The sequence below is a fragment of the Streptomyces sp. SPB162 genome (assembly GCF_029504575.1).
In the GTDB taxonomy this organism is placed as follows: domain Bacteria; phylum Actinomycetota; class Actinomycetes; order Streptomycetales; family Streptomycetaceae; genus Actinacidiphila.
This window is the reverse complement of the sequence record NZ_JAQFII010000001.1, coordinates 6,602,957-6,624,872: the sequence shown is the minus strand read 5'-3', so window position 1 is coordinate 6,624,872 and position 21,916 is coordinate 6,602,957. Positions and strand designations below refer to the sequence as shown.

The 21,916-nt window shown below is 66.3% G+C and carries 17 protein-coding genes and 1 pseudogene; 14 read left to right on the top strand and 4 right to left on the bottom strand.

The genetic code is table 11. The annotated features are described in order from the left end of the window. The first annotated feature begins 529 nt into the window (after positions 1-529). Positions 530-811, top strand: coding sequence for a hypothetical protein (locus M2266_RS29925; protein ID WP_277440993.1), 282 nt, complete (start codon positions 530-532; stop codon positions 809-811). A gap of 99 nt (positions 812-910) precedes the next feature. On the opposite strand, the gene M2266_RS29920 is transcribed toward M2266_RS29925, so the two are convergent. From M2266_RS29920 to M2266_RS29905, 4 genes are read right to left on the bottom strand one after another with little or no spacing between them, the layout of a single operon-like run. Beyond that, positions 911-3,775, bottom strand: a complete 2,865-nt coding sequence (locus M2266_RS29920) for a DUF3962 domain-containing protein (RefSeq protein WP_277440992.1) — start codon at positions 3,773-3,775, stop codon at positions 911-913. A 26-nt stretch (positions 3,776-3,801) separates the two neighbouring features. After that, positions 3,802-7,371 (bottom strand): signal recognition particle, encoded by a 3,570-nt coding sequence (locus tag M2266_RS29915; RefSeq protein WP_277440991.1) that lies wholly within the window; start codon positions 7,369-7,371, stop codon positions 3,802-3,804. After that, complete coding sequence (locus M2266_RS29910; protein ID WP_277440990.1) at positions 7,358-8,521, bottom strand: hypothetical protein; 1,164 nt, start codon at positions 8,519-8,521, stop codon at positions 7,358-7,360. Before M2266_RS29910 ends, M2266_RS29915 begins: the two co-directional genes overlap by 14 nt. Positions 8,522-8,552: 31 nt before the next feature. Next, positions 8,553-10,184 carry a PD-(D/E)XK nuclease family protein gene (locus tag M2266_RS29905; protein WP_277440989.1) on the bottom strand — a complete coding sequence of 544 codons (1,632 nt, stop codon included), beginning with the start codon at positions 10,182-10,184 and terminating at the stop codon, positions 8,553-8,555. A 256-nt stretch (positions 10,185-10,440) separates the two neighbouring features. On the opposite strand from M2266_RS29905, the gene M2266_RS29900 reads away from it, so the two are divergent. The 13 genes and pseudogenes from M2266_RS29900 to M2266_RS29840 all read left to right on the top strand — a co-directional run. Then, positions 10,441-11,625: a serine/threonine-protein kinase gene (locus M2266_RS29900; protein WP_277440988.1), complete on the top strand. Its 1,185-nt coding sequence runs from the start codon at positions 10,441-10,443 to the stop codon at positions 11,623-11,625. A gap of 235 nt (positions 11,626-11,860) precedes the next feature. Next, positions 11,861-13,966 (top strand): N-6 DNA methylase, encoded by a 2,106-nt coding sequence (locus M2266_RS29895; protein WP_277440987.1) that lies wholly within the window; start codon positions 11,861-11,863, stop codon positions 13,964-13,966. Positions 13,967-14,179: 213 nt separating this feature from the next. After that, positions 14,180-15,118 (top strand): IS1634 family transposase, encoded by a 939-nt coding sequence (locus M2266_RS29890; RefSeq protein WP_277440986.1) that lies wholly within the window; start codon positions 14,180-14,182, stop codon positions 15,116-15,118. Positions 15,119-15,239: 121 nt separating this feature from the next. Continuing rightward, the gene (locus M2266_RS29885; RefSeq protein WP_277440985.1) at positions 15,240-15,908 is read left to right on the top strand and encodes a hypothetical protein; all 669 of its coding nucleotides are present in this window, start codon (positions 15,240-15,242) and stop codon (positions 15,906-15,908) included. A 144-nt stretch (positions 15,909-16,052) separates the two neighbouring features. Further along, positions 16,053-16,622 (top strand): hypothetical protein, encoded by a 570-nt coding sequence (locus M2266_RS29880; protein ID WP_277440984.1) that lies wholly within the window; start codon positions 16,053-16,055, stop codon positions 16,620-16,622. A 120-nt stretch (positions 16,623-16,742) separates the two neighbouring features. Then, positions 16,743-16,907, top strand: a complete 165-nt coding sequence (locus tag M2266_RS29875; RefSeq protein ID WP_277440983.1) for a hypothetical protein — start codon at positions 16,743-16,745, stop codon at positions 16,905-16,907. A gap of 61 nt (positions 16,908-16,968) precedes the next feature. Further along, the gene (locus tag M2266_RS29870) at positions 16,969-17,832 is read left to right on the top strand and encodes a hypothetical protein (protein WP_277441417.1); all 864 of its coding nucleotides are present in this window, start codon (positions 16,969-16,971) and stop codon (positions 17,830-17,832) included. A gap of 35 nt (positions 17,833-17,867) precedes the next feature. Next, positions 17,868-18,632 (top strand): hypothetical protein, encoded by a 765-nt coding sequence (locus tag M2266_RS29865; RefSeq protein WP_277440982.1) that lies wholly within the window; start codon positions 17,868-17,870, stop codon positions 18,630-18,632. Continuing rightward, the gene (locus M2266_RS29860) at positions 18,629-19,225 is read left to right on the top strand and encodes a hypothetical protein (protein WP_277440981.1); all 597 of its coding nucleotides are present in this window, start codon (positions 18,629-18,631) and stop codon (positions 19,223-19,225) included. Before M2266_RS29865 ends, M2266_RS29860 begins: the two co-directional genes overlap by 4 nt. Positions 19,226-19,514: 289 nt before the next feature. Then, positions 19,515-20,309: a hypothetical protein gene (locus M2266_RS29855; protein ID WP_277441416.1), complete on the top strand. Its 795-nt coding sequence runs from the start codon at positions 19,515-19,517 to the stop codon at positions 20,307-20,309. Between the two features lie 29 nt (positions 20,310-20,338). After that, entirely contained in the window at positions 20,339-20,896 is a 558-nt protein-coding gene (locus tag M2266_RS29850; protein ID WP_277440980.1) for a hypothetical protein, read from the top strand. A 115-nt stretch (positions 20,897-21,011) separates the two neighbouring features. Then, a complete protein-coding gene (locus M2266_RS29845) occupies positions 21,012-21,527 on the top strand; it encodes a hypothetical protein (protein ID WP_277440979.1) in 516 nt (171 codons plus the stop codon). 45 nt (positions 21,528-21,572) lie between these two features. Continuing rightward, positions 21,573-21,839 (top strand): annotated as a pseudogene (locus M2266_RS29840) (glycosyltransferase); the annotation flags it as partial. Positions 21,840-21,916: the final 77 nt, after the last annotated feature.

Sequence of the window (21,916 nt, the reverse complement as noted above, 5' to 3'; positions counted from 1 at the left end):
CAGGCAAGCTGCCACCTACCGCTCGGGTACTTTCCGAACGGTCCCGGCACGCCGCGGCAGAACATAGCCCTCATTGACCCGGTCAAGGTGTACCAACCGTGCCTGTCCTGCGCAAACAGCCCGCCACAACGAGCCCTGGGGACCATTTGGGGACTACAAAAGGAAGGGAGAAGGCCGCCCCCGCAAAGCGGAGACGGCCTCTGACCTGCGTAAACACCGTCGGGACGACAGGATTTGAACCTGCGACCCCTTGACCCCCAGCAAATGCCGATGAACTATTCCCCCAGTAAATGAGACAAACCATCGCGCCACTTCGTGCAGTAACGCGCCGATTGCTCTGAATCGCGCAAGTCGTGTGGTCCCCAACTAGTCCCCACAACAATGGTCTTGGCACCCTGCCCGAAGCTCCCCTCCAGTGTGAGCGGCTTGTCAGCAATCCACAAGGTGTCAGGGCGCCGCCGAGAGCGGGTCGAGGAACTTGCCAAGGCCATTGCCGGCAGGGGGAGAATCCCTGATCGTCGCAGCGGCCGTGACGCAGGCGGACGCCGCGGCGCACATCGCCCCAGGAATCACGGGCCGCTTTGGGCGTCTTGTCATTCTGGTGAATGCCGCCAACGTCATGCTCAATGCTGACTCGCTCCGCGCCTGGATCGACGACCGAGACCCGGTGGTTGACGTCAATCTCGAGGGGCTGATGTATATCAACACGGCTGCCCTGACAGCCGACGGCGAGTGCGACTCCTCGCGGCCGACAGAACGTGCTCGTTCGTCGAGTTGGCCCATGCGGAGAACGCGGTGCGGTACCGGGTGAAGCAAATCGAGGTCGCCAGCAACGAGCGCGACGGCCTGACCAGCACCGAATGTGGGGAACTAGCGGCCTTGCGACAGGACAATCGGCGACTCCCCCACATCAGACGTCATCAAGCACCTCATTCGCCTTCTCGATTTCGTCTCCTGCCTCGTCCGGAGATGGCGCGGATGCTGAATCTGATTCCTCCTCGTGTGGGAGAACATACTGCGCCGTCAGTTTCGCCAGGTGAAGTGGGAGAGGGAGCTTGAGGGTGGCCCGGTAGTCTGGGGCGCGGCGCAGTTGGTGGGTCAGCGCTGCCCACTGTTCAGGGTCGTCCGCGGGAACATGATCGGTGGGAGCGGCACGGCAGGCGACGACGGCCAGCTCTAGCATGGCGGGGTTCCAAGCGTTCTCGCCTGTGTCGATGACTTCTTGCTGCTTCTTATTAGTTCTCATGGCGATCTTGGAAGCTGACACGGCGGCCCGTTTCGCGGTGTCCGGCTTCTCCGCAGTACTGAGGAAGACACGGCGGCCGACAGACGCACCTGGCGGGAACCACAACCCGCTGGCGACACCGTGTTCGTCATTCTCGTCGTCGGGTGCGAACCACTGGGGTGTCTCGTCCATTCCGCTGTCGCGGACGCGCACGTGACGCAGCTCGCTGCCGTACAGGTCGCACCCCTGGGCCGGGTTGGAACCGAATTGGAGCATGTCCTGGCGGAGACTGCCGTTGCGCAGCCAAGGCCAGTGCGTTCGCGAGTTCTGCGCGTGGGTCAGGAGCAGCACCGGCTGATCGCGCAGGCTGTACAGCATCGCCCTGATGAATTGTGCGGTCTCGGCCTGTTGGTCTTCCAGGTCAGGGACCCACTTGTCCTTCGCGACCTTCACAGCCGTTTCATCCGTCACCTCGGCGGGCCCGGCGCCGGCCGTGGGGCCGCGGTCTTCCGGATCCTCGTCGAACTCTCCTGGGATATCGGCGTGCTGTGCGAGGGTGATCAAGAGCTCGCGATAGGGAATCCAGGTGCCGCTCTCGGGGTCCCATCCTGTGATGTCTCCGTCCGCGCTCACTTTCACTGCGACGGGGGCGGTACGGCGCTTGCGTGTGGGCCCGTCGGCGCGACGCTTGACCATCCACAGGGCGACATACTGCAGGTTGTCCGGAAGGCCGAGCAGGCTGTGCTCGGGGACTGCGCGCACTCCCAATTGCCAGAAGGCGGCCTTCCATGACTGCTCGGCCCGATACGCGATATTCGTCGGGGTCGCGGTTTTGTGGGCCGTGCTCGGCAGGGTGATGAACTTCGTGAGTCGCCCGGCGTCCGCGTATCCGAGCCGTGCGGAGAACTTCGGATCGAGCAGCGCGGGTCGGTAGGAATCGGCGTGTCCGATCTCGACGACTGCGATCTGAACGCCGGCACGATTGTCCTCCTCACACATCGCAGTGATCGCGGCCCGACGATTCCCGATGGCTGCGGGCAGGTCCTTGCGACGCGGCTTGGGACCGGGAAATCCGAGCTTTGCGGCGACGATTCCGGCATCGTCGAGATGGAGCCGGACGCACAGTTCGGACGACTCCCAACTACGCAGGATGCCTTCGCCGCCTTCGCCCTCCAATCCGAGAAGTTCGGTGAGTTTGCCGATCAGTGCGTCGCGAGTGCGGGGGTTCTGCCATCGGACTTCGACGGTGAGCGCTTGACCGCCGAGAGTCCGCGCGATCTGCCTCCGCAGCGTGACCTGCTGGGTGCGTTTGAAGGCCGCTTTGAGCTCTGCTTTTTCGTCATCGGTGGCATTTTTTCCGCCCTTCGGTTCCTTAGGCAGGTTGAGCGGGACCACGGAGTACTTGCTGCGATGGTGATCCTGCAGGCGTGTGAGGTACGGCTCCAGGGCCGGTGTCGCCCACTCGGTGAGTGGTGACCGGTCGCGGGGCATCAGTCCGACGCCAACTCCATGTCCGCCCATCGAGGTCGCATGGACGACCCCCACTGCGACCCCGTTCTTCCCTTCCATCCAGGCGTCCGGAGCGGCTTGAAGGATGGTTGCTTCGGGGAGTTCTCTAGAGAAGAGCAGTTGGCCGATCATGCCCTCCGGTCCACCTCGGACCCACTGATATGCCTTCGATTCCCGATTCTTGCCGAAGCGGCTGACGGAGAGCCTCGCGCTGCCCGGGGCTTCCTTCAGCCAGGGTGTTTCCGCGAGCATGTATGCCGAGACGGAGCGCTGGTACGCGACGGGCACTGGGCCGCCTGTACGCCAACGTCTAACCCCCGTCCGAAGATGAACGCGGAAGTCGTCTGCGAATGGGATCGTCTGCACGGTCAGTGCGGCGACAAAGGAGAATTTCCAGGTTCCATCCGCATCGGTGTGCTCCCTGGGGGGCCAAGATACGAGCTCGGCGCCACGCTCCACGGCCGCGATGCGGAAGTGCATCTCGACACCTTCGAAGCGGTACGGCTCCTGCCCCACCATCCGCTGGGCGAGTGCATCCGGGAGTAGCTGGTACAGGCGCGGGTCCGGCTCCGCCGTGCCGCCGATGGTGCTGCTGCGGCGGAGCAGATCCACGTCCATTTGCTGCCAGCGCAGGTCCTGGAAGTCGAGCGACTCGCCGAGAGCGATGGCGGCTTCAGTGAGTTCGGGGTGTTTGGCCCGTTCACGTGACGTGTGGAGGTCGCGGATCCAGGCCAGAACGAACTGGCGCAGGATCGAGATCGGGAAGGGCTGGTGTGCGTAGAGCCATGGCGAGTCATCATCGACGGCGGCTCCGCGGGCGACGCAGAGGAGGTCTGGCGCAACTGCCCGGATGAGCTCGTTCAGCCTTTTGATCGGTACGTGCCGATAAGTGGCCGGGTTCCGCTTGCCGATCTTGTAGTAGTCGAGGAACCTCTCCCGCCAAAGGGAGGGAAAGGCCAGCCCGTACAGGTGTTGGACAAACGGGTCTGCCGCACGGGCGGGATGGAAGGCGGCAATCCTGGTGGTGTTGTAGGACGGCATGTTGTTCTCCGGAGGAGCGGTCGCGTTCAGTCCTCGTCGGCTGACGCAACATGTGGGAATAGCCGGGTGAGTGCGGCGTGCAGCGGTTCGTAGAGAGTGGTGACCAGGGCTCGGTCCAGTTGGGAGACCGGTTGGCCGCTGACGGGGAGGGCTGCGTCGGGGTCCGGGTCGAAGTACGGGTCCAGGACGTGCCGCATGGCAATCAGGAGGCTTGACTTCCAGGTGTCCAGACCCTGACCGCGCGCCGCACGCTCGGCGAACGCCGCATCGACGAAGATGACGCGGGCGGGTACACCGCCGCGGACGAGGCGACCGATGACCTGCCAGATCACAACCATCTGGTCCCAGGTGAAGGAGATCTTCTCCGACTCGTTGAGACGCCGCCAGGCCACTGGGTGGTTCAGCAGGCGCCTCCAGTGGCCGCGGGCCTGGTGCCGGAACTCGGCGCCGGCCGCGTCAAGCCCTGGTTGTGTGCGGACCAGTTCGTCGAATCGTCCGTCACGCTGCATCCGCGAGGCCCAGTCGTTAACCGCCTGAATGGCCAGACTGATGTCATCGGGGCGGGGGTGGGGGCGAGCGAGGAAGAACACAGAACCGATGGCAGCGACTCCGCGGTCAAGGATGTTGTGTCCGCGTTCGATGGCGAGCAACGGGGCGACCAGGATCTGTGTGCCGGTGGAGGCGAAGTTCGCCACGTCGCCACGTCGCAGCACCTGTGCGGTTCCGTCGTCGACGGTCTGCTGCCACTGGTGCTCCTGCTCGGCGTCGTCGGAGACCAGGCGGCAGACCTTTCCCGTCCAGCGAGGGATGCGGTTCAGGATGTCCGAGGCGCGCCGCGCCTCGTCGTAGGAACCGGTCAGGACCAGCAGCCGTCCACGGCGGTCGTCGTCCACTGCCGCAAGTTCCTGCTCGAAGGGGCTGGGCTTGCCGTCCTGACCTCTACGGGCCAGTTGGTCCAGCATCTGCTCCAGAACAATAGGCCGCAGATGCGGCTTGGCGCCGGAGAGCTTCAGCGGCTTTCCGCCAGGACCGCGCAGAAACCGGGTGGTGAACACGGACCGGGCCACGGCGTCGAGTTCAGATCGGGGTGGTTTGAGCAGAGCGCCTACTTCGGTCAGCACGTGGTACCGGGTGGACTGCCCCGCCCAGCTGGTGCCGGACATCAACAACACGTGCGGAGCGGGCCGGGCATCGGCTGCAGTGAGATCTGGTAGTTGTAGAAGAAGCTCCCGGCCATTTCCGGCACATCGGAAGAAGCGCAGCTCGCCGCTTCGCAGTTCACCTACGTTGATCTCCTCGGACTGGAACTGGAAGCCGAGGATGTTGCCCATGGGTGATTCGGGAACCAGCGGGCGGTAGTCCTCCGGAGGGCGCCGGGAAAGGACGTTGGTGGAGCTCGCGAGGTTGAGCGCGGCCTCGACACCTGGCCACATCTCTGTCATCAGGTCCAACCTGGTGTGCAGGGCGGACAACAGCAGTGTGAATTCGAAGCGCAGCGTCTGCTCCGACAGGTTGCCCGGGTTCGCAGCAAAGGATTCACCTGCGAGTGACAGCAGTTCGCGCTGGACGAGTCGGCGAGCGTTGCGGGGGCGGGTGGTGTGAAGGAGCTGTCGGGTGAGACGGATCAGTCCGTCGACGGCGGGGTCGGCTTGTTCTTCGTCGCCGAGCGGGTCATCGCGGAATCGGTCGAGGATGGCGACGACAGCGTCGCGTTGGGGATTCTCGTCGTCTCGTGGTCTCTGCGTATCGGACGGATCAGATGATGGAGCATCGAAGTCGTCCGGGGCTTCGAGTCGACCGATGTCCTCGTCCCACTCGGGCGCGGGGCTGTCGAGCACGTCCGCCGCGTCGGCCTGGCTATCCTCAGGGTTTCCGAACCATTCCGCGATCAGCTTGTACTGAAGGGTCCAGGAGCTGAAGTAGTCCGCTTCCACCCAGTCTCGTAGCCCCTTGTGCTGCAGCAGCATGGAGTAGATGCGGTCGGCTGCGACGGTGACAGTGTGGAGCGCCGCTGTCCACTGCATGACGGTATCGTCGGACAGTTGAATGCGGGCGCTGCGGGACATCTCCTCGATCTTGTGCTGGTGGATCTCATCCAGCCAGGAGTTCGGGGCGCGGCCGACCAGAGTGGTGGCGGGTGCGAACATTGTGTCCAACTGCATCTGCACCCGGTCCGCTTCGTCGACCACGATGAGATCGCTGCGCCGGCATGCTAGTTCCAGGAATCTGACCCGTTCCTCGTTCTGGTGGGCGGGGACAGCGCTGTGGATCAGGCCCGCGGGGGTGGCGATCCAGATGTCGGCCTCGACGAGTTCCCGGGAGGCGTGGTGGCGCGGGCACTGGTTCCACAACGGACATCCGTGCCGCTTCCTACGGTCGGCCTTCGTGGTGGACGGTGTGTCGGTGTCTGTTGCGAGTGGTGACATCAGGCGTCGGCTCGCGGTTGTGCCTACCGTGTAGAGCGCGGTACAGGGGGCAGCGGCGTATGGCAGCGGTCCTGGCGCCTCCACGCCGCGCAGTGCGTCGACCGGGCATGCGGTGCTGAGGTAGTCGAACCCCAGGGCGTCGTGGGTAAGGAGCGAGGAGTCGTCCTGCGCTGCTAGGCGGCGGTGCATCCGTTGGAGGTGCTGTTCACGTGTCGTCGCCCCGAGGACGGGAGCCGCCCGCAAATCCAGCATGGTGAACATGGACACGAGGTGAAGGACTTCCGCGACATCGCCAACGACCAGGGTCACGCGCCGCTCATTGCGAACGGCCCATACCGCGAGGACATCGCGGAGGGTACTCTTGCCGGCGCCGACCATGCCGATCAGGTGCAGTATGCGATCGATGGTCAGCAGCTCGAGCTCTCTGGTGAATTCGCCGAGCTCATGGTTGCGGACGAACAGTTCGACCCGGCCCAGGCGCCGGACCCAGTCACCGCCGGAGGGGTCCTCGTCACTGCTGAGTCGCTGTTGCATCCACGCCGCGGTCTCGACCAACTCGCTCCATGGCACTTCGAGGGGTTTACCTCCTCCGCGCATGTGATCCTCGAGCAGGTGTGAGGCCGCTGTCTGAGGCGGGAGTTCAGCGGGGAAGTCGACAGAGGTCCACATGCGGCCTTCGAGGAATCTCCATGTGCCGGGTTCAGCCAGGGGAAGGTGCCGGGTCTGGTGAGGCGGCGCGGCGGCCAGTGCCGCTGCGTAGATGGCCCATCTGTCGTAGGCGATGGAGACGGACCGACGCTGCGGCGGGTCGTCGTTGCTCTGGATCAAATATCCCCGTATCTCTGGGGCCAGGGTCCGGTAGGCGTCCAGAGCCTGGTGCCAGGTGCGGCGGCGGCGGAGCGGCCACAGCAAATGTCGTGCGATCCGCAGCAGGATCTGATCCTCGGGCGAGCTGATGTGGCCGAGCGCGGTGGCAAAGGGGTAGCCGCCGAGCAGAGTCCACCCGGCCTTCGCGGGATGGCCCGGGATGAGGCGTTCCATCAGGAAGAGGCCAAGTTCGACCTCGCTCAGGCTGGAGGCGGCTCGGCGGGGCTTCAGTTCGTCCGCGAAGTGCGGAAGCAGTTCCGCGATGAGATCTTTCTGCCATTCCTGGCGGTCACGCATCGCCATCCTCCGGTACCTCGTCCGTCGACCCGCTGCCGGTGTGTTCGGCAAGGACCGCTCGGACTTTGGCGGTGAACTGCCGCTGGCTTAGCACGGCTAGCCGTCCCTTCACGTTCTGGGGCAGATAGCGCTTCACGACAGTGACGTAGTCGCGGCGCTGTGTGGTCCGGTGGTCCGGTACGACGATGAAGGCATCGTCGTACGGGGGGTCTGAAATCAGGGGCTTGGCATTGCGCCCCAGTAGGGCGGGGTTCGCCCAGTCCTTGACATCCACTGCCCAAACCTGCCCGCCCGGCAGGGTGATTCTCAGGTCGTAGGCATCGAAGTTCGGCCACAACTCCGGTGCAAGCCCCAGGTGGCACAGGGCACGTTCAAGTTGCAGCTCAGCGATGCCCGGAGCCGTGACGAACAATCGCAGTGGGCGAGTGAGCAGCAGGACTCCGCCGCCCTCGTCCCCCGAGTACTCCGGACCGACAGGTGTGTCTCCTTGGCGACGGCAGCGCGTGGCCTCGCACCACCAACCACCGTCCCGCGTCGGTACGAGTAGCGTCTTGCAGCGCCGGCAGGAGGTGAAGTGCCCTCCCCGGGTCCAGCCGGCCGGGGCTGGGAGGTAGATCTGGTTCAAGAGTCCGTCGAGGGGGGTGAAGGCTGGTTCCAGCGCGATCTCGGCTGCCTTGTCCCGAGTCAGGACGGGGCGTTCGATCAGCAAGCGCCGGAAGGCGATATAAGAGGATGGGGCATTCGCGGCGCGGCACCGGTCGAGTGCAGCATGGACCAGGGCGCGGTCGATCTGCTCGGTCGCCGAGTCAGGGCGATCGACCGCCCACTCGTAGCACAGGTCAGTGGGGAGGTAGGCGTGTTGGTCGATCAGACGGTCCTCCGGACCGGCGAGGTCAGCGGGCACATCAAGTGGCCAGTCGACCACAGGCCATTCCCTGCACCAGGCCATGAGATCCGGGACACTGAGCGGTGGGTCGGCGCCCCGTAGCAGGCAGGCCAGCACAGTACGGTCAAGAGCACGCTGCGCCTCCTCGGGGTAAGGCAGGGTGAATGTGCCGGGGTTCGGCAGATCGTCGAGATCCAGGACAGCGCTGGCGATCGTGCGTAGCAGGGTGAGCCCCTGATGTGGCGAAGGGGCAGGATCGGGAGTCGGCATGGCGGATCCAGGTTGTTGGGGGGAGAAGCGGTCAGCCGTCGGTGTCCGTCGGCTTAGCAGGGGCTGGGCACCATTGGGCGACCTCGCAGCGGAGGCATCGCTTTCCGGGGTTGGGTGCGGAGACGGAGTCGGCATGCCACGGGGCCGCCAGTGAGTGGATCACTTCGCGCGCCTTGGCAACCCGATCTGCTTGATTTGGGGTGATGAGTTCCAGGTCGGGGCCGGATGGGCGGAGGATCTCCAGCTCGACGCGAGAACCTCGCACGTCGCCTCCGAGTGCTCGTTCAGCGAGGAGGATGAGGGCGAGAGCAGCCTGCGGATACTGTTCGAGGATGTCTTTCCCTCCACGCGGGGTACGGTGTTTGGTGCTCTTCAGTTCGCGCCAGACCCAGGAACCGCTGCTGCGATAGAGCAAATCGGGTTTGGCCATGACGAGGGTGTCTGATTCGGTATCGAGAAAGGTCAGCGTCTCCTCGATCCGTAGTTCGACATCTTGGTCGGCATATTTCAGGGGGCACACGGCGGCATGACGGGCGATGAGCCGGACACCGAGTTCCGCTTCGGGTCCGGTCAGGTGCCAGCCACCGATCTGCCAGTCCGATGGGTTGGGCGGTACATCGGCCGCGGTGCACGGGCGCCGGGACGATCGTTCGTGGAGGTGCTGCAACCAGGCGTGGACGGCATGCCCGCGGCGGATGTGACGGTCGTGCTCGATCTCCCTGTCGTACGGGAGATGGATACGGCGCAGGTGTTCCTGCGTCGGACAGTTCTCATAGCGACGGAGGTCGGTGACGGAGAGAGTGCGGCGGGGGCGGGTGGTGTCCTCGATGCCGAGAATGCCAGGCAGGCGCTGCAGAACGGTGCACTTTGGGGAGAGGCGGCATTTGACGCAACTGGCGCCGGGGCGTCGCTTGATCGCGTCGATGGTGGTCCGCAGACGTGGGGCGGCGAGGTCTTTGAACGGGGCGTCCGTCTCATGAGGCGACCCGTCGAAGAGGACCAGGGTGGAACCATCCAGGCAACCCACCTCCACGACGCGCACTCGTTCAGGGACGGCCGCTTCCCCGACGTCATGCTGCTCGCCCCAGCCGGGTTCCTCGGCGCGTCCACCGTATGCGGCGATATGGGCGGCCATGGCAATCTCAGCCGGCTCCCGCTCATGGGCACCGGCAACCCCGAAGCGTGGGAGCCGCAATTCGCGCACACGGCCGTCGCGGGTGGCGTAGCAACGCCCCCATACGCGCATCTCGTAGACAGCGGGCTCACCTGGCTGAGCCGATGTCAGTGTGGTCTGCTCGACCCAGTGCAACGGATCGGGGAGCATTTGCGCGGCCAGTTCCAGGGTGCTCGATGCGGAAAGATACTTGGCGACCGCATGCACAGCCCAGAGTGCCAGCCCGGGGTGCGGGGGCCTACCGCGCGGTGGATCACCGCGAACATGGCCGAACTCTTTGAGGTCCAGCTGCTGCATCACCGTGGCAAGGGCGAAATTCTCGAAGTCTGGCGGCTTGTAGGGAGTCCGCGTTAAGGAGCGCAGTCCCGGACGCGAGTTGAACGCGCGGAGAGCTGGACACTCACCGTTGTCATTCCGAACTCCCCGGGTGAAGACACGCACGAGGTTTGACTCTCCCGCAATCCCTTCGGGGATGGGCCAGTTCGTCATTTTTCCCCTTCTTCGGCCGCGCTGGACAGCACGATGGTGGTAGCAGCCTGCCGCGGACGAGCCCTTTACGGACCAGCGCAGGCACGGCGCAATGCGGCATAGAGCTACCGCGACACCACGCCAGACAGAAGGCCGGACCACCTGTGGTCAACGGAAGTAGAGCATATCCTGTGAACAATGTCCACAGAATGCATCCCAGCTGCTACGCTTCACGCTTCGGGCAGTGGCTGTATGTACTGGGGAGAGCGGGCGCCACGTGGATTCGCAGGGAAAGATCGTCGTCGGGCAGTACCTGTTGACGCGCACCTTGGGCGAAGGCTCGATGGGCAAGGTGTGGCTGGCGCTCGACATCGGGCTTGACCGTGAGGTGGCCGTCAAGCTGTTGCATCCACACTCCGCCGATCGGGAGTCCGGACGGTTCACGGACCGCTTCCTGCGCGAGGCCAAGGCGACCGCGAAGTTGAGCAGGTGCCGCCATGTCCCACAGGTGCACAGCTTCGGCGACTGGAACGGCGCGCCTTACCTGGTCATGGAGTACATCGAGGGCCCGACCCTGGAGCGTTTCATGGCGAACCACCACCCTCTCTCCATCGAGGACATCGTTGCGCTCGTCACCCAGATCGCTGTTGCGCTCGCTCATGCCCATGACGCTGGGTTGGTTCATCGAGACCTCAAGCCGTCCAACGTCATGATTGCCGAGGACGGCGTTGTGAAGATCCTCGATTTCGGCATCGTCGCTCTCTCCGATCCCCAGGCCACTCGACTGACTGCCACCGGATTCGCGCCGGGCACCGCCGCGTACATGGCGCCCGAGCAGGCCAGTCGTGGGCTGGCCGAACCTCGCAGCGACCTGTATGCCGTCGGCTGCATCCTCTTCGAGCTGCTGACGGGTGAACAGGTCTTTTCCGCCGAGACCGCTCATGCCATGGCCAGATGCCATATGGACGAGATTCCGCGCAGGGTCGCCCAGTTACGTGAATGCATCCCTCCCTGGCTGGCCGACCTCACGGACAGCCTCCTGAACAAGGACCCCGATCGTCGGCCGGAGGATGCCCGCGCCCTCTACGCGAGGCTGCAATCACAGCCTCCGGGACGCTGCACCCCTCGCCCGCCGAGGCCGGCCCCGGACCCCACCCTCCCGCTTGTGAACCCCTGCAGTCCACCACCGCGGCCGACGGCCACAACGCAGGCTCCGCCCAGAAATCCCCGCCTGCCGAGCAGGGCCCGACGAAATGCGAATCCGGTCCTCAAGCGAGCGGACTTGGTTCGGATCCGCCAGGAATCCGATGACCTGGCTATCGAAGGCAAGGTTCTGGAGGCCATCGCGCTCATCGAGCGCTGCCTGGACGTCGCAATCGGGCGCTTCGGACGCACCGACGAAGGGGGTGCTGCTAATGCGTATCGACCGTGCCCAGCTCCTACAGGAAGCAGGACCCTATGAGACCACCTTGAAGGCGTATCGCGACGTCAGGCCGGACGCGGTACGGCACTTCGGCGCGGAGAGCGAACAGGTACGGAAGATCGACGACGGCATCAACGACTGTGAGGAAGCCGTCGGAGAGTGAAGTCCGCAGGGGGCCACAAAATCCCCAATCTATGCGTGAACGATGTACACAAGTACATTAGTTCGAGCTACAATTCACGTAGATTGGTCACGTTGATCACCGGAGGATGTAGTGGCAGAGTCGCCGACCACCGTCACCGCTACCGGCATCGCGAAGATCGCTGGAGTCGGCCGAGCTGCCGTGAGCAATTGGCGTCGGCGATACACGGATTTCCCCGAGCCCGTCGCCGGCACATCGGCCAGCCCCGCCTTCGACCTCGCCACCGTGGAGCAGTGGCTCGAGGGGCAAGGGAAACTGCCGGAGGCCACCCCACGGGACCGAACGTGGCGCCGCATCGAGGCATTCAGCGCAAGCAGCCAACTTGCCGACGCCCTCTGTCTGGTAGGCGCGGTTCTGCTCGCGGGACTCAACGCAGTTCCCAGCCCACGTGAACTCGGCACTGCGCTGGACAGCCATGGCAAAGCCACGGCCGCGCTTCTGAGACCTATCCTGCCCCCGGCATGGTCGCCCGCACAACACAAACTCCTGGAGGCCGCAGCAATCCTCTCTCAGGAAGCCAGCCCTACGGACGCTTTCGAGTACCTGCACGAGCAATTCACCTCGGCGCGCGGATCGACAGGGTTCGACGTAACTCCCCATCCCCTGGCCGACCTCATGGTCGATCTTGTCAGCCCTGCTTCCAACATCTTCGACTTCAGCTGTAGCAGCGGCACTCTCCTGCGCGCCGCCGGCAGGCAGGCACTCGACGACCATCGCCCAATCCATATCTACGGCCAGACTGCCAATCCCGGCCAGGCGCGCATCGCCCTTCTGCGGCTCCTACTGCTTCAGCAATGGGCGTCGGTCACAAGCCAAGCACCAGACATTCGCGCGGGCGATCCGCTGCTCGCCGACGAATTCCCGCAGCTCTCCGCAGACGCGGTCGTCGCCAACCCGCCCTTCGGCCTACAGGACTGGGGCCACGAACAGCTCGCCTACGACTCCCGATGGACCTACGGCGGGCTACCACCCCGTACAGAACCCGAACTCGCCTGGGTCCAGCACGCCCTGGCCCACCTCGCGCCGGGAGGATATGCCGCGCTCCTTATGCCACCCGCCGCAGCCTCGCGCGCCACGGGCCGTCGCATCCGCAGCGAGCTCGTCCGCCGTGGAGCTCTGCAAGCCGTCTTCGCTCTCCCCGTAGGAGCGCTTCCCAGCACCAGCATCGGCTTCCACATCTGGCTTCTGCGCCGCCCCCACCGGGACGACGGTCCTGGCGAGCGCGTTCTGTTCATCGACACCTCGACACAGATCGTGCCGAGATCCGACAACACACACTGGACAGAGATCCGCCAGAGCATGATGCCCGCCTGGCGTGCCTATCTCGACGACCCACAAAGCGTGCTTGCTGAACCGCGCTCAGTTCGATCCGTTCCGGTTGTCGAACTTCTCGACGAGGACGTCGACCTCACGCCGCTTCGCCATCTACCGGCCGCCAACGCGGAGCGGCATGACGCCGAGGCGCTGCTGGACCTTGCGAGCACGTTCAACTCCAAGATTGAGATGCTGCGCGGCCTGCTACCACCGTTGGCAGCCGCTCATGACTCGGTCCTCCCAGCCGCCCCTATTGCAACGCTCGACGGGCTCGCCCGCACCGGCGCCCTTGCTCTCCTTCGCACAACAGCGCGGGGCTCAAACCGGCACGGTTCCGCGTCTGAACAGCGGTCCCGCAGATCGGCTGTCGACGTCGCGGCGGTCGTTACGCACGATGTGATCTCGGGGAATGCGCCCAGCGGGACCGTGCAGCAGGACGACTCCGACGAGACCGTGATCCAGGCCGGAGACATCCTCATTCCAGCGATCACCCGCAGCGTTGTCGCCCGCGTCGCCACGCACGAGCAGGTCGGCGCTCGCATCGGGATGGGCGTCCATGTCGTGCGCGTCAACCCGGAGATTCTCGACCCTTGGTTCACTGCTGGTGTCCTGTCCAGTAGCGAGAACACCCGCAAAGCGGGCCGTTCCACCGCAGGAACGGGCGGGGCACTCCGTATTGACGTCAAGAGACTCCAGCTGCCCGTCCTCCCGATCGATACCCAACGACGTTACGGATCGGCTCTGAAGAGCCTCGCCAGCTTCGAGACAGAACTTGCCCGAGCGGCCGAGTTGGGGCACGAGACCGCGCGAAGCCTCGCCGAAGGGCTGATCAACGGCACTCTAGAACCAGACACGTTGGCCTGAAACAGCCATGGCTGACCTGGTGGTTTTTCGCGCCGCAGGACCCCCTCTACCTGCGTTCCGCGTAATTCGGCGGGTCTAGAGGGTCCGATGCGGTGAAGTGCCTGGTCAGTAGACTCGTTGGTGCCGAACGGGCTGGAATCACCTAGAGAAACGCTTTTGGCTTACTCTCCAATAACTGCATGGCTCAGGCGTGTATTGTCTAGAGCGATGTATGTGAAGACGACGAGCCGGAAGACCAAGAGCGGCACGGTCCGCTACCTGCACCTGGCCCACAACACCTGGGACGCGTCGGCGGGTCGGTCGGTGCCGAAGCTGCTGTACGGTTTCGGCCGCGAGGACCAGCTGGACACCGATGCGGTGCGCCGCTTGGTCGGCTCACTGTCCAAGCTCCTCGATCCGGCTGCCGCGCTGGCGGCCACCGCCGAGGCGAGCACGGAGCTGGACTTCGTCGAGTCCCGTCCCTTCGGCGGTGCGTATCTCCTGGACCACCTGTGGCAGCGACTGGAACTCCCCCGCATCGTGGCCTCGTTGGGCACCCGGGGGCGAGGCCGTCCACGGAACGTCGAGGCCACCGAACGCGTCCTGTTCGCACTGGTCGCCAACCGCGCACTGGCCCCGTCCTCGAAACTGGCGGCCGCCGAGTGGGTCAACCACGACGTGCACATTGACGGCCTGGACCGCATCGACGACGACGCCTGCTACCGGTCGATGGACTGGCTGCACCAGATACGCGAGAAACTGGAACAGCGGGTCTTCGATTCGGCCGCCCACCTGCTGAACCTCGAAGTCGACCTGCTGTTCTTCGACACCACCAGCACCTACTTCGAACTCGAGGACGCCGACCTGCCCGTCGCCCGCGACGAACACGGCCTCCCCCTCCCCGAAACCGGCGACGGCGACGGCGACGGCGGGAGCAAGGGCGGGTTCCGGACCTGGGGGAAGTCGAAGGACTCCCGCGACGACCTGCCACAGATCGTGATCGGGATGGCGGTGACCCGTGACGGGATCCCCGTGCGGGTGTGGTGCTGGCCCGGCAACACCGCCGATTCCGCGTTGATCCGCCAGGTCAAGGACGAGATGCGGGACTGGACCCTGTCCAAGATCGTATGGGTCGCCGACCGGGGCTTCGCCTCCGCGGCCAACCGCCGCTAACTCCCCCGAGATCCGCTCCGGCGACCACCACTACATCATCGGCGAGAAGCTCCGCTCCAACTCCCCCGAGATCAAGGCCGCGCTCTCCCGACAGGGCCGTTACCAGGACATCGCGCACAACATGCGCGTCAAGGAAGTGAAGGTCTCCGAGAACGAACGCTTCGTGATCTGCCACAACCCCGAAGGCGCCACCCGGGACGCGGCGATCCGCACCCAACTGATCGCCCAGCTCACCGAGCTGATCGAGGGCAGCGACACCCTCTCGGACTACAAGCGCGGCGAACTGCGCGGCAAGATCACCGCGAAGCCCGGCCTGAACCGCTACCTCCGGACCACCCCGGCCGGCAAGCTCCGTATCGACGCCACCAAGGCCAAGACCGAGGCGAACCTGGACGGCAAGTACCTCCTGCGCTGCAGCGACCCGAAACTCTCGGCCGAGGACATCGCGCTGGGCTACAAGCAACTCCTCGAAGTCGAGCGCGGCTGGCGCGACATGAAGCAGATCCTCGACCTCCGCCCGGTCTACCACCGCCTCGAAGAACGCATCCGCGCCCACGTCATCCTGTGCTGGCTCGCCCTGCTGCTGATCCGCATCACCGAGACCACCACCCGGGCGACCTGGCCCACCATCCGCCGCGAACTCGACCGGCTCCACCTTGGGACCTTCACCGGCCCCGCCGGCACCTTCCGCCAGCTCACCGAACTCACCCGCACCCAGCGCGACCTGCTGAACAAGCTCGACATCCCCGCCCCCAAGAAGATCGTCGAGCTCACCCCAGAACCCCACTGACCAGCCACAACCCCCACGCCTAGAGACACGCCCCCACGGCGTGTCCAGACGTGTTTCCCCAGGTCACAGCACGAATCAACACTCTATGCACCGCGAATTATGCGGAACCCAGGCCCATGGGGTTAAAACAAGAGCAATGGACTCATGAATCCCGATCCCCAGCGCGAACTGATACCTCGCGACGACACCCTGCGCCTCATCGGCGCGCTCGACGGTATGAAGGCCATGTACGGCGACGCGGCCCAGCAGTGGCAGCTCCTGGACGACGCTGGCCGCGTACCAGCTTCCCCGTCATACCCCGAGCTGATCCAGCACGCCGTCGATGCGCAAGCCCTCTCCCACCGCGTCATCCGCACGACGGCTGAATTCGCCCGGACCATGCACAGTACGAACCGCGCCGGTAGCGCCGTACTCGCCCACCTCGCGACAGCCGCCACCCTGTCGACCTACGCGGCCCCGCTCTTCGCCGAGACCGCGCAGACTGCCCTCTCCCTGTCCCAAACCGCAAGTTCAACCCGCCGGCAGTACCAGGAAGACTCCATGGTCCTCAAACACGCCACGGGGCGCTCCTACCTGCGGCGCACGTCGGAATCGCTGCACGACGCAGCCAAGGAACTCGACCAACACCTCGACCTGCATCGCTTCTTCCCGACGCTGTCTCGACGGCAACGCCCGGTGCCCCCGCCGCCCAAGCCGGGCACGCACAACCTCTAGCCGGCGCCGACTCACGATGCCCGCATCCGATTCCTGAGGAGTCCTCTGAACCGCCCCGCCCACTTCACCGACGCCGACTGGGCCGAGTACCAGCAGAACCAGGCCGAGCACGACGACCTCATGGCACAGATCGCCGATCACGAAGCACAGATGGAACGACACCTGCTCGACGCCTCCGACGAGCACGCATGGGACACCGCCCGACCGGATCCGAAGCCTCTCCCCACACGCCGGATCCCGCGCATCCACGCACTCATTCCCCGCAGGCGCAACCGTGACCACTGATGGCACAGGGTCCCCGGATGCCGGCCCCGACGCGCGCCGCACGTCTGCCCGCGCCCCGTCCCTGGCACCGCTGCCCGAGCACGGCAACACGTATACCGCGTGGTGGCAGGAGCTGTGGCGCTGCCACGCGCACATCATCACACCGCTGCGACAGCGCGGACTGGGGTGCGACATCGAGTTCGGTCTCAGCGCGTACATCGTGCGCGCATCGCTTCCCGACGACAGCTACCTAATCATCGGCCCACCGCAGGAACCCCCCTCCGAGCGTTTGCCGGGAGACCCCGAGGGGTGGATCGTGACCCGCCAAAGCGACGATGACTATGAGCTGTTCGAGGTGCTCTACGACTCGTCCCCCTCGACCGCCCCGGGGGATCCTGAGCGGGCTGAAGCCCGGCACGGCGGCAGCGCCGCGCAGGTGATCGAGGCGATCGACCAGCGGCTCGCCCAGCTCGGGCTGCTGACCGCACCCCCCTCCTCTACCGAACGCACGCGCATTTGCGTGGCCCCACAGCCGAAAGCACCAGCGCCTCGCGCCGATGCCGCGGACGGCGCCGTGGGTTACGTCTACGGTGACGCGATCCTCGCGCTCACCGACCGGCTCAACGGGGCCGCGTCGCACGCGGAGGCCGCCGTGCTGCTGCACCAGATCCTGGACCCGATCAACGGGCTGCTGGAGCGGCTCGGGGAGTTCTTCGAAGCGGCCGGGGAGAAGGCTAAGGAAGCCGAGCAGGACGACGGCTTCGACTTGTCGTACGACCTCGCCGACGCCGCTTCTGAGATCCGCAACCTCGGGGAAGTGCTGCACGTGGCGGAGGACCGGATGCGGGTACTGACCGACCAGCTTCCCCGTCCCGACCTGGGCTCATCCGGTCCGGCGCCCCTCCCGCCGGCCCTCCCGCCAGCACCGCCACAGCGCGCACGCTGATGCCGCCGGCCCCCCACACCCTCCCCCAGGAATCCATGCCGCCAGCTCGAACCGACCTGTCCGACTTCGCCAGGGCCCTGGCTGCCCGCCTGCCCGGCTCCTGGAGCAGTGACTACCAACGCCACGCGCGGTATGAGGAGCAGTTCCCCCGGACCGAGCAGCTCTGGGACAACGGCCACGTCGCCCACATCGTCAGCCAGTACGTCCTCTCCCACGACGCGATCCTTCATGGCCCCGAAGGACACCGGCTCTTCATCGCCGACCGGCCTCACCACTGCGATCAGTTCGTCGCCGCCTCGTTCGAACCCGTCGAGGACGGCATCAAGCCCCACCACTTCGTCGGTGTCGAGGAACCCCACGGCATCGCCATCCCCAACGACCCCGCACGGGCAGCCGCCCGCATAGCCCAACGGGTACTGCCCCGCTACGAGCGGGCCGTGGAATCGGTGTTCGACAACGCGGCGACCCTGCCCGACTCGCCGCACCGCCCCGCACCGCCGCAGGTCGCACACGTCCTCACCTTGACGCTGTACGACGACGGGGCCCTGGGCGCACCGTACGACAGCGTGCCCGAGCAGGCCCGCGGAACGCTGTTCGCCTGCGGCTTTCAATACCTGCCGCATCAAGCGGCGTTGCTCCTGTCCGCGCAGTACAGCGAGAACGACCGGTCGCTGCGCGTGCAGGCCGCGGCCCGGCTGCTCACGGCCCAGGGCATCGGGGTGAACCTGCGCCACGTCGCACCCACCACGGCCGCACCTCCGCCGGCATCACCGCAGGCCGCCCGCTCACCCCGCCGGTGATCCATCCCCCGCACGCGCCCTTCGGAGTTCCGCTGCTTTCCGACCTCGATGCCATAGGCCAACTTCGCGGCCTGGCCGAGCGCATCCACCACGCGGCCGAGGACATGCCCTTCACGGACGCGCGGCATTGCGTCAGTGACAACCTCGACGAACTGGACGACCGGGTCCGTGACATCGCCAGCCTGATCGTCCACATCACCAGTGCCGCCGCCCTCGCCGACCGCGAGCCCGGCACAGCGGTCAGCGCGCACGACGCCACCTGGCACAGGGTCACCGCGCTGACGCGCGCCGTGGGCACCCTCGGTCGCGCCATGGCCGATCTCAGCGCAGCCATCGCCCACACCGGGAACCTGCACCACCTCGCCGCTCTTCCTCACTCGCCAGAAGCCGCTGGTGCCCAACAGGCCGCGCGCTCACTCCTCGACGACCGTCTCAACCACGCCCGCCATCACCTGCACGAAGCAGGCCACCAACTCCTTCTCGACGCGAAACAACTCACCTCAGCGCCCCCGGGATCCCACGGACCGCAAGCACCTTCCGGCGCATCCGTCCCCCCTCGGCCCGCCAAACCCGCACCCACCCGCACCCACTGACCAGCCCCGAAACACTCAGGAGAGCCCCATCCGCCTCGCCCACCACACCCTGCCGCTGACCGCCGGCGCCGCCTGTCTAGCCCTGGCCCTGACCGGCTGCGCCGACGACCACACCACCCCCGACACAAAGCCGGCCCCCAGCGCCACCACGGCGGCAAAGCCGGCACCAGCGCTCAACACCACCCAGGCCCTCGCCGTCATCCGCAACTACTCAACGACCAACAACGAGGCCAACGCCATCCGGGACCGCGTCAAGCTCGACACCATCGAGGACGGACCGCTGTATGCAATGTCGGTGGCGGACTACACCGAGGCCGAGGGCCTGCCCAAGGCTGACCGCACGCCGTACAAGGCGTGGTCGTACGACACCGCGAGCGCCAAGCTGTACATCCCGCGCCTGCCCCCCGGACAGGACCGCTGGTTCGCCGCCGCTCTCTCGGACCAGAAGGGCACGGCTCCTTCCCGCCTCGCAGTATTCGTCGAAAGCCCCTCGAACAGGCGCTGGGAGATGGTCTCCGTCGTCGACCTCGACGGCACGACGCTGCCGAGCGTCGCCCTCGACCAGACCGGTTACGCCACCGCCGTCGCTACCAAGGACATCCAGCAACTCGCGGCCGGCCCCGACCTCCTGCGCGCCGCGGTCCTCGACAACTTCGCCACCGGAGGTGCGACCACCGGCACGAAGGTCTTCGCGCCGACCGTGGCGAGCAGGCGGCAGATCCGCGTCCACGACACGACCGGCAACCAGTACGGAAAGCTGGGCACCAGCGTCTTCGCCGGCGCCCCCAGCCGCTACACCGACGCCTACGCGCTCAAGACCACCGACGGCGGCGCCCTGATCCTGTTCTCCCACACGCACACCCAGACCGACGCGGTCGCACGCCTCGGTCTGCAGATCACCCCGAACAAGGACGACCGGGCCTGGCTCCACGACGTGCCGCGCAGCTCCATCCAGTACACGTTCGTCTGCAGCGACGCCGCAACGGTTCCGGCGAAGGGCCCCTCCCAGTTGATCGGCTACACGTGCGCGCGCACCAACGCCTTCGGCCCGCCCGCCGCTTCACGGCAGCCGAACCTCGCATAAGGCCCCGAGCCCTCAGAACGGACTGACCCGTGTCCCATCCCGATTTCGAGCTGTACGACAACGCCAGCCGCGACGCGGAGCAGATCGCTGCCGCTCGATACGGCATCGCCACCCGCGCTGACCTGCTGCGATGGGCGCGGCGCGACGCCACGCCCTTCCTGGCCGAGCACCAGCTGCCGGACGCACCGCTGCCCGCCCCTGACCCCGCGCCCTACATCGCCGCACTCGCCGCAGCCCAGACGCCCGCAGAGGTCCACGCCGTCACCAGCCGCCTCCTGGACGCCGCCGAACCCGCGCTCCGCGCGGTGAGTGACTACCTCGTGGCTGCCGCCCACTGGCGCGGCCAGTACCACGCGGCGGCCAAGGGCTCGCCGCCCAAGCTGCTTCGGGAAGCGGCCAGCCGCAGCCTGTCCGTACTGGCCATCGCGGACCACGCCGACCTGGAATCGCTACGGACCCAGTACGACCCTGCGCCGGCCCCCAAGGCCGCGGCCTCCGGTCTTCCGCAGGTTCTGCCGGGCACTGAGCCATCCGGTCCGGCTATGCCTGCGCCTGGGCAGGCTCCCCCGCGCCGCACGTCGCACTGACCGCCCCGAAAGCCGACATCCGCCCTGCGACCCGGAGACCTCCCTGTCCACGCGTTCCTTCATCGCCCGCCCCACCACCTCGGGCTACAGCGGCATTTACGTCCACCTCGACGGCGTGCCCAGCCACCACCTCCCCCTGCTCCTGACCACCTACCAGCACAAGTTCGGGCGAGACCTGCAGGCCATGTCCCGTCACCTCATCGATGACGTCGCCGTCGGCTGGGACGAGCTGGGCACCGATCTCCTCGACAGCGCCCCACCCGCGCTCATCACCGCACTGACCGGCGGCGAACAGTGGCCCAGCAGCACGCTGGACCACCTGATCACCCCCGACGGATCCCCACCAGTGCGCATGACGGTCACCAACGACACCGCCGACGCGCAGGACATGCAATGGGGCTACCTCCTGCACCAGCACGGCATCGAAGTGATTAGCGCGCCCCACGAGGGCTCCGGCCGACTCGTGGACTGGACCACAGACCCGCGCACCAACTTCAGCGACCACCCCGAGCACTGGGCCCCCATCGCACCGGCCCCAATCATCCAGCCGGCCCATGCGGCATCACCCCGCAGCGCGCCCGCCGCCGCCCCCGCGCGGGCCGGCACCCCGCGGCGCACCAGCCGCCGCTAACCACCCCCGTCCCTGGAGTCTTCCCTGCCCTCGTACGCCGCTCCTCTGATTACCGTCGTCATCGCCACCCGCCTGCGCGAGGACCGCCTCGGCTACCTGACCGCCATGCACGCCAGCCTCACCCGCCAGACCGTCCCCTGGGAGGCGGTGATCGCGCTCGACGGTGTCTCGGTCGAGCGGCTGCCGGCCCCGCTCGCCGACGACCCCCGGGTCCGCACCCTGGCGCTCCCCCGTCCGGTCGGCGCCGCCTGCGCCAGGAACCTCGGCCTCGCCCAAGTGAGGACTAAATACACCAATTGGGCGGATGATGACGTAGTTGCTGCTTAACGACCGTGTCGAATTGCCAAACCCTCACCAGACAGGGCTTGTTGCAGTGTGTTGCACTCTGC

Coding starts and splice junctions, on each gene's coding strand:
- M2266_RS29855 (WP_277441416.1), top strand. CDS start 19,515: ATGTCGGTGGCGGACTACACCGAGGCCGAGGGCCTGCCCAAGGCTGAC.
- M2266_RS29910 (WP_277440990.1), bottom strand. CDS start 8,521: ATGCCGACTCCCGATCCTGCCCCTTCGCCACATCAGGGGCTCACCCTG.
- M2266_RS29865 (WP_277440982.1), top strand. CDS start 17,868: ATGCCGCCAGCTCGAACCGACCTGTCCGACTTCGCCAGGGCCCTGGCT.
- M2266_RS29920 (WP_277440992.1), bottom strand. CDS start 3,775: ATGCCGTCCTACAACACCACCAGGATTGCCGCCTTCCATCCCGCCCGT.
- M2266_RS29885 (WP_277440985.1), top strand. CDS start 15,240: ATGCGCGTCAAGGAAGTGAAGGTCTCCGAGAACGAACGCTTCGTGATC.
- M2266_RS29905 (WP_277440989.1), bottom strand. CDS start 10,184: ATGACGAACTGGCCCATCCCCGAAGGGATTGCGGGAGAGTCAAACCTC.
- M2266_RS29875 (WP_277440983.1), top strand. CDS start 16,743: ATGGCACAGATCGCCGATCACGAAGCACAGATGGAACGACACCTGCTC.
- M2266_RS29915 (WP_277440991.1), bottom strand. CDS start 7,371: ATGGCGATGCGTGACCGCCAGGAATGGCAGAAAGATCTCATCGCGGAA.
- M2266_RS29880 (WP_277440984.1), top strand. CDS start 16,053: ATGAATCCCGATCCCCAGCGCGAACTGATACCTCGCGACGACACCCTG.